Below are 8945 nucleotides of genomic sequence, written 5' to 3'. Positions count from 1 at the left end.
CGTTCTTGGTTCAATATGGCACTGCCGAAGATGGCATGGACCATTTCAGTGGGCCGGCACCGACGCATATCGAAAATGACAATACGGGGGTGGTGACGCTGACTGATTTAAAAGCAGACACGCGGTATCACTATCAAATTATTGTCAACGAGCGGCCTCATGGATTGCCAGGTTCCTTTCGCACATTGCCCAGCGCCGAAGAATCTCGCAATCAAGAACACAACCCCAAAGGTCTGTTCAACTTCCGCTTTCAGATCGGTTCGTGTGCAAATCAAAACCCACTCAATGGCATCGGCCACCGCACCCCCACCTATGAAACGCTAAATCGCGACTGGGCGGATAAGGTTCATTTCCACGTGATGAATGGGGATTGGTTGTACGAGGAAGAGCGTGAGTATCCCGTCGAGGCTTGGCGTTTAACCCAAGGCATTGACGAGGTGCCTCGCGTGGTCGATGTCATGCCGACGATCGTAGGCGTTTGGGAAAACTATAAATTGTATTTGGAACGAGGCGTTGAGATGGCGCGGTGGCACCGCAACATGCCAAGTTTGTTCACGTTTGATGATCACGAACTTCTCAACGATATTTGGGGTGCGGCGGAAACAGGGAAACGACATCGTCGCGCGGTGTTTCGCGATATTGGAACCACTGCTTGGTACGATTACCTCGGTTGGGCGAACCCCGTTGAATACTCGCAGCCCGTTCATTTTGGAACCGCCGAGATGAAAGCCGGTAGCGACCTGTTGATCGATGCGAATACTGATTTTTCAAGGCTGCCACTCGATCAGATGTTGAGCCTGCATGTGCACTGGGGCACCAAACAAGCGGGCACCGATGATATGCAGTACGACAATGATGAGGGGCATAAAAATTCATATGTTTATGCAATTCACGAAGTCGTCGATGCTCATACGCTGCGGCTGCACATGCCGGCAAAAGTCGATGGCAACGTCAGCTACTCAATCGGCCGACGTAGTTATGGAAAATTCCGCGTGGCCAATTGCGAGTTCTTTCTTTTGGATACGCGTGGCGATCGCAGCATGCACGATATCACTCAGCGTGACAAACCGGATGCATCCATCTTGGGCCAACCCCAACGTGAATGGCTGCTGAAAAGCATGCAAGAAAGTGATGCGGACTTTTTCTTTGTGATCTCGACGGTTCCGTTCATGATCCCGCACAGCGGAGCTGGCGGCTATGAAGTTTCAGGCAACAAAGAAGAGGCCTGGACCGGGTTTTTCCATGAACGTGAACAGCTGATCCACGCCTGGGAGAAATTAGGCAAAAAAGTGTTCGTGATGACCGGCGACCTGCACAATAGCTTTGCGATCAAGGTCACCGAAAACGTTTGGGAGTTTTGTTGCGGACCACACAATAGCGTCAATCATGTGCCAAAGCTTGACGAGAGCGATCGCCCCGCCACGGGCAAATTCAAATTCGGGCCGCGTGAATGTGACATTCGCTGGAGTTCGTATATTCTCGACGACCTGCCTCGTCTGCAGCGACTGTATCCGCATTTTTGTGTTGTCCAAATTAACAATGTGTTCAACATGCCGAAGCAACTGGGCGACAAACGACTGGTGGCCTATCCGCATCCCCAGGTGATTTTTCAGTATTATGACGGCCGCACCGGGGAACTCGACTACGCCGAAGCGATTTCTCTTGCCCGATAGTCCCTCTCTTTGCGAGGTTTTCTGTGATCCGTTTTCAATTGCATGTTTGCCGCTGTTTGTGGGTCGGTTGGTTGGTTTCCATCGGGCTGGGGATGAAGGTCGATGCCAACGACGACGCCAAGGACAATGTAGCGGTGAAACAAATCGATTTTGAACCTGTCGACACGTCGCGTGATCGTACGGTCCCACTGCGAGTTTATCTTGCCGAACAGGATGCTGCCCAGCCGATCGTGTTGTTTTCACACGGGCTAGGTGGTTCGCGAGAAAACAATCGTTATCTGGGCGAACATTGGGCCAAAAACGGGTTCGTGGGTGTTTTCATGCAGCATCCCGGCAGCGACCGAGAAGTAATCGCGTCAGGGTCGATCGTGCAGCGGCTAAGCAAACTGAAAAGTGCGGCGAGTGCCAAGAACGCGAGTGATCGCTTCGCGGATGTCTCGTTTGTGATCGATCAAATCCAGCAGTGGAACAAGGAAGCCGGGCACCCGCTTTTTGGCAAATTGGATCTACAGCGGATCGGGATGAGCGGGCATAGTTTTGGTGCGGTGACAACAATGGGAATGGCAGGACGTAAATTCCTGTCGCGTCAAAACTATTATGATCAGCGTATTGATGCGTTCTTGGCGATGAGCCCTTCGTTGGCAAAGATGATTTCGGCCGAGAAAGCGTTTGGCGAAATCCGGCACCCCGTGCTGTGTATGACCGGCACCCACGACGACAGCCCGATTGATCCGCAGACGACGCCCGAGTCACGACAACAGGTTTACAAAGCTCTGCCAAGCGGTGACAAGTTTCAGCTGGTTTTCGACGGGGGGCACCATTTCACTTTTGGCGACAGCAGCGGTTTTCGTACGCGTCACCGTGATGCGAGCCACCATCCCGCGATTCAGAAAATCAGTCTGGCGTTTTGGAATGCCTATCTGCGCGGCGACGGCGAGGCCGAGAAGTGGTTGAAATCAGAAAAGCCTCAATCCGACGGCACCCTAAAACCGAGCGACACGTGGCAGTGGAAATGAGCCGCCGTTGTTCTAGCTACGGTCCGCCGCCGAATCGCCATCGGAAGCCGGTTTTGACTCCGCAGGGGCGTCGCTGTCGACCGGTTTCGGAGGCACAACGCCGCTGGTTTTGACTTCTTCGTTGAAATCGAGAATGGTTTTGACGACGTCGATCAACTGGTCCAAGCGGAAGGGTTTGAACAGCACCCCTTTGGCATGCAGTCCGTTTTGGCGAGCCTTGACGATCGAGTGTCCTGGGTCGTAGCCAAATCCCGTCATCAAAACCATGGGGACATAGTCCATCAGCTTGCCCAACCGCAGCATCAATTGGTACCCGCTGTAATCGGGAAGCTTGATGTCGCTGATAATTACATCGTAGATCGTCGAGTCGTCGCTGCCGCGAACCATCAATACCGCTTCGTCGCCTTTGTGAGCGGTTTCGACGATGCATCCATAGCGTTCGAGCAATTGATGGGCGTCTTCGCGAACTTGTTCGTCGGCATCGACCACCAAGATCCGTTTGCCACGTAGCGACACGTGGTGAGCCGACTCGCCACCGACCGGAATGGCTTCAAGCGGCGTCATTCGCTGGCCAATCTGTTGGATCGTTTGCTTGATGTCACGAGCATTCCGCAAGATACGCTTCAATCGATCGACGACTTCCGAGCTGTGTCCGATGTATTGTTCCATCACGTTGACAGCATCGTTCAGGATTTCGTCGACCGGAAGCGCGACCGCGCCGTGAATCGCATCACAGCTTTGCTGGGCCGTATTCGCCTTTTGAGCCACCAATAATTCCAGGGTGTTCAACGCGAACGCGATGTCGCGTGCAAAAATCTCGAGGAACTGCAGATCGCTATCACCAAATGCATTGATTTCGGGACTTTCGATATTGATCGTCCCGAGCACTTGATCATGCAGCATCAGCGGCACGGTCAACGAGCTGCGAGAATCCGCCACCCCCGGAATAAACAGAGGATCATTGACGACATCGTGGCAAATATAGCTAACGCCACTGGCCGCCACGTATCCGGTGATCCCGTTGCCCTGCGGGTGGGCGATTAATTGCCGATCCGCAGCGTCTTGGTCGATCCCGACGCTCAGCAGCGGCATCAGATTTCCGGTGGCTTGTTCAAGCAAGCGGATCTCGATGATGTTGAAGTTCAGCAAATTGCTGAGGTAGTGGCGAATGTTTTCTTTTAACAGGTCGATTCGCTCATCGACTTCCATCATAAAGATTTCGGTCGGACGAAGATCCGCCAACTCTCGCCCCGCTTGGTGGATCGCAGCTAGCTTGTTTTGCTGCAAGATTTCTTCGGTGATGTCGCTGACCGTAACCACCAATTGGCGGCTGTGGACCGGGTGCACCATCGGCGCCGCGTGAACTTGGAAATAGCGGCTGTCTTCGGTGTGCAGCGTACTGTTGCTCTCGTCGCCCGTCGCAAGTGCGGTGTGAAACGGGCAAAAGTCAGGCCCCATGATCTCGGGGTTGGACAACATTTCGTAAAAGTTCGTCCCTACCGAGGGCTCGTCACGGCCTGACCATTCGATCAAACGACGATTGGCCCACAACACTCGCAACTCCGAATCCAGCAGTGCTACACCTTCGGGCATGTCTCGCAGCATGATTCCACTCTGCGAAATGCCTCTCAGCTCGCTGATCTTGGGCAGCTGGTCTCGGGCAATCCAGACTCCTTCAATCGAGGGGTCATCCAACTGGTCCACCACCGCAACCGATGTATCGACCACCAGCACTTCTCCCTCGAAAACATCCGCCGGAAGCGTGTTGGGGTCGCCAATACAAATCAGTTTGCGAGGCATGGTTGGATTCTGCGTTGTTTGTGTCGATCGATTCATCGATCTTTCCCTCACCCACTCAGATGAACGTGCACTGTATTATATGTAGGTCAACACGCACCGCATGCGAATCGTTTCCGAATCGATTTGCGAACAATCATCCACTCTCGCGACTGCCCTCCGGAATAAGTTCCATTTGGCAAAGTGGTTGTTCACCGATCCGGCGACCCGCTCTTCACAAAGGGGCAACCCGTCGAATCGTATGATCCGCGAAATCACCTCGCGTGGAAAGCCGTTACGCTGCATCTTGTCAACTGAAAGTCATTTTCAGCTGGTTGATCACTCTTCTCTTGCAATCGTTCGAATTGCCCCAATGCGTCGCAATTGACGCTGCCTGATCCTCGTAGCGATGACTCTCGATTCGGCCACCATCGCGTGTTTAATTTGACTTGCCGTTCACTATCTGGTTTGCATCATAAAGAATCGATGTTGGTTTGTCATAGAGATATATGGCTTGCTGAGCATTACGGCACACTTTTCGCCGTCGCTGTCCGAACAAGATGTTAAATCGCTTCATTGTGAAGCGGGGGGCATCTGCCCGACCGTGAATTTCTCGTGTTTTAACACGCTTCTCCCAAATTGCGTCCAATCCGTCCGCCCCGGCTCTCCGTCATGCTTGGCGGATGATCCTTCGGCCCCGCCCCGATATCCCGATCCGAGTTCCCGAGCCAAGATCATCGGCAGACACGTATCATCGGTAGACACGTCGGCCGTCCTGGTACCGGTCGTCCTGGTACCGCCCGTCCTGGTACAACGCGTCCTGGTACAACGCGTCCTGGTACAACGCGTCCTGGGCCGCTAAGGCAACGGAGTTGACCCATGTTTGGCACTCCGTCGGAACGGCGTATTGGGGCCGGTGGTTTTCTCTATGGGACATCTGCACTAGGGCTCGAAGCATCGAGTCACGAAGCATCGGGGGCTCGAAGAAGGATTGAAGGGACGCTGGTTGATCGCGAGCGTTCACAGCTCAGCATTGAAATTTGCATTTCATTCCCATCGACATGCTTTCAACCCTTTCGGCCGCTCGACCCATTCCAAGCAAGCGTGGCGAGAAAGTCATCGCGGTGACTTGTCGTTCGCGTTCCGGTCGCAGGGGATTGCCTGACACGCGCGTCCGGATCCGGTGGTAGTCCCCGACTGCATCTCGCGGCACTCCGTCATGGATACGCTCGCATACCACGGGGACCGTTTCGCCTCGCTTGCGGCGACGCGGTTGGTCACGTGGTAGGTATTCGGGATCGTCGTCATTGGGTGCCTCGCCGATCCGGCCGGACCTCAAGCCTAACGAAGCTCAATGCAACTAGGGAAATGACTCGTGCCTTCGCAACGTCTTCACGAAAAATTGACACAAGACTTTCGACAAAAAACCTCTCGGGGGCATGTCGTTGTTTGGCGTGGCGGCGGCGACATTCCAATCCGCCGTCCCCGTGTCTCCCGTCGTGATGAAAAAAGTCACCTTCGATGGATCATGCAAAGTGCGGATGGCGTACGCTGCGTGACGATGGATGTCTAGTGTCGCGTCTCTCGATTTCACAACTTTGGTTCTACTCTGATGGCCCGTGAACTCATCTCCCGCATCGCACAATCGCAAAAATTTGAATGATTTTAGAAGAAAGAATTGCGATCGGTTTTAGACGATTTAAACTTGGATGCTGATCAAGCATATTGGTCGGTTTTGCACCGACGAGATTAACACTTAGGTTCCCTTCTTTTACGAGCGTATTCTGCCGCCCTGCAAATCCCACACTAACTGCATTATTACAATCCATTAACATCGGTTTTCAGCCACCACATCACATACTGTTGTTGCTCGCTTAGACGACAATGTGTGCGATATGGTGACTCCAAATTGATGTCAATGTTTGTATGTAAGTATACTATTTAACGATTCGGGACCTTTATTCAATAAGTAATCGTTGACAGTGGGGGTGCACAGTTTAAATTCAACGTCTCAGGGCGATAGGTTCGCCCACTTTACGCAGCCGTTAAAGCTCCTCGTTTTTCTTCTGTTGCCTCACGGGCTGTGAGACGTATTTGGAGGGTTCCCCAAGATGAAAGCTCAAATGCTTAAGTATGTATTTGGACTCGTTGCGACGCTTGTGTTCGCAGTGAATGTCCAAGCAGGATGTGGTTCATGCGGTGGCTGCGAAAGCGGCGCCGGGTGTGTTTCAGGTGGCGGTGTCGCCATGGGTAGCGGCTCGGGTGCCGTTTACGCGGGTGGCGCAGATGCATGTGGCCCCGCGGTTTCGTATCAAACGCAAACTGTCATGCGTTCGCAGTACGTGACCGAAACACGCATGGTTCCAACAACGACGTACCAGCGTCAAACACAAACCCGGATGCGGACGGTTACTCGCCAAGTTGCACGCGTTGAAACGAAGCAACAAGAGTACACAGTGATGGTGCCGCAAACTCAGACGCGTACTGAAAAGTACAATGTCCAAGTGAGTGTGCCTTACACCGAAGAAGTGCCATACACCGTTCAGGTGCCTGTCACGACCGAGGTCGAGCAAAGCTATCAAGTATCGGTTCCTTATACCGAAGAAGTAGAACAGACCTACACGGTGAACGTTCCTTATACTGAGAACGTTGAGCAAACTTATAACGTTTCGGTTCCTGTCACCGAAACTAAAACGCAAACCTACATGGTTAACGTTCCTTACACCGAGCAAGTGGAACAAACCTACACGGTATGTGTTCCTGTGCAAAAGATGCGTGACGTTTCCTACCAAGTATGTGTTCCTTACACCGAGACGGTAACACAGAACTACACGGTGAACGTTCCTTACACCGAGACCGTTGAGCAACCTTACACGGTTTCGGTTCCTCACACCGAACAAGTCGAGCAAACCTATACGGTTTCGGTTCCTTACACCGAAGAAGTCGCTCAGACTTACCAAGTTCGCGTTCCTGTTCAACAAACGCACACCGCTTACCGTACGGTTAGCACGTGCGTACCGGTGACCTCGATGCGAACCGTAACCCGCGACATGGGCAGCTACCAATGCCAAGCCGTTGAAGTGGGTGGCGGACATTCGCGTCATGGCGGAATCATCGGTGGCGGTCTGTTGGGCGGTCATCGTCACGGCCATCACGGTTGTGGATCGTGCTGTTGCTGCAAGCCTGTCTCGACCTGCGGCAGCGGTTGCGACAACGGTTGCGGTGGCGGCGTTTCGGCCGGTGCCGCTTGCGGTCCTCAAATCGCTTATCGTCGCGTGTACGTTCCAAACCTCGTCACAACGCAAGTTCCTTACACAAGCTACAAGCGTCAAACGACCCAGGTTCCTTACACCTACACGACGACCAGCTACACCTGCGAAACCAAAACTCGCATGGTGCCTGTGACTCGTATGCGTGCCGAAACTCGCACTCGTATGGTCAACGTGACCAAGTACACGACCGAGCAACGTACTCGTTCGATCCAGGTCACAAAGTGCCGTCAAGAAACTCGCACTCGCGAAGTTCCTGTGACTCGTACTCGTATGGAAACTCGTACCCGCCAAGTTCCTTACACGGAAATGGTCAACGAGCAACGTACCCGTATGGTCACTGTGCAAAAGTGCCGTCAAGAAGAGCGTACTCGTGAGTACAACGTCACGAGCTACCGCACCGAGACTCGCACTCGCAGCGTTCCTGTGACTCGCATGAAGACGGAAACTCGCACCCGCATGGTGCCTGTGACCAAGACTCGTCTGGAAACCCGCACCCGCATGGTTCCACAGACAACGATGACCACCGAGACCCGCACTCGCACGGTCAACCGTACTCGCTTGGAAACCCAAGAGCGTACTCGCGAAGTCAACTACACCGTCAACGTTCCTGAAACTCGTACGCGTTCGTACAACGTCACCGTTTACGACACCGTTCAGGAAGAAGTGCCAGAAACCTACACCGTGTGCGTTCCTGTGCAATCGATGCGTGAAGTACAAGTTCGCGTTTGCCGTCAAGTGCCGACAACGGTCCAAGTTCCTGTTTACGGTGGCGGAGCCGGAGCCGGAGCCGGAGCGGGTTACTCGACCGGAGCTGGTTGCGTCAACTGCGGCGGCAGTTCATCGCCAGCCGTCTACAGCGAAGGTCCTGTAGCGTCGCCTGCACCAATGGCGACGGGCGCTGGTTGCGTCAACTGTGGTAACTAAGCAATCGATCCAGTTGCTTAACAATACCCTCTAGCGTCGCAAGGCGTGAGAGCAGAAGGAGCCCCGGAGAACCTAGTTCTTCGGGGTTTTTTCGTTGGTTTGGTATCTCTTGGTGCGAATGGATTTGACGCGACGGATTGCGGCATGCTGCTGTGGTGTTGCCCGGACGTTCTCTTGTGGGTAGCACGACGCGGTGGGTTCGGCGATGATAATGTCGATGCCCTGTCTGTTCTTTTCCTGATGGCTCTTCTGTTCAGAGCAATTTAATGCAACACGTCGAAATC

The 8945-nt window shown here is 53.5% G+C and carries 6 protein-coding genes; 3 read left to right on the top strand and 3 right to left on the bottom strand.

Features of this window, described 5'->3' with window-relative positions:
• Positions 1–1673 (top strand): alkaline phosphatase D family protein (locus RMSM_RS26315; RefSeq protein ID WP_052031816.1); only part of this gene is annotated, 1673 nt, incomplete at its 5' end.
• 23 nt (positions 1674–1696) lie between these two features.
• On the top strand, positions 1697–2689 hold the full coding sequence (locus RMSM_RS26310) for an alpha/beta hydrolase family protein (protein WP_008703908.1): 993 nt from the start codon (positions 1697–1699) through the stop codon (positions 2687–2689).
• A gap of 12 nt (positions 2690–2701) precedes the next feature.
• Here RMSM_RS26310 and RMSM_RS26305 read toward each other — a convergent pair whose 3' ends face one another.
• Entirely contained in the window at positions 2702–4525 is a 1824-nt protein-coding gene (locus tag RMSM_RS26305) for a hybrid sensor histidine kinase/response regulator (RefSeq protein ID WP_008703906.1), read from the bottom strand.
• A 691-nt stretch (positions 4526–5216) separates the two neighbouring features.
• A complete protein-coding gene (locus RMSM_RS41340) occupies positions 5217–5402 on the bottom strand; it encodes a hypothetical protein (RefSeq protein WP_160168382.1) in 186 nt (61 codons plus the stop codon).
• Between the two features lie 1174 nt (positions 5403–6576).
• Here RMSM_RS41340 and RMSM_RS26290 point away from each other — a divergent pair.
• Complete coding sequence (locus tag RMSM_RS26290) at positions 6577–8661, top strand: hypothetical protein (protein ID WP_008703899.1); 2085 nt, start codon at positions 6577–6579, stop codon at positions 8659–8661.
• 72 nt (positions 8662–8733) lie between these two features.
• On the opposite strand, the gene RMSM_RS43010 is transcribed toward RMSM_RS26290, so the two are convergent.
• A partial coding sequence (locus RMSM_RS43010; protein ID WP_008703897.1) for a hypothetical protein occupies positions 8734–8945 on the bottom strand: 212 nt, incomplete at its 5' end.

This window comes from Rhodopirellula maiorica SM1 (assembly GCF_000346295.1).
GTDB classification, from domain to species: domain Bacteria; phylum Planctomycetota; class Planctomycetia; order Pirellulales; family Pirellulaceae; genus Novipirellula; species Novipirellula maiorica.
The sequence above is the reverse complement of the archived record's forward strand: the minus strand, read 5'-3'. Positions and strand labels throughout refer to the sequence as shown.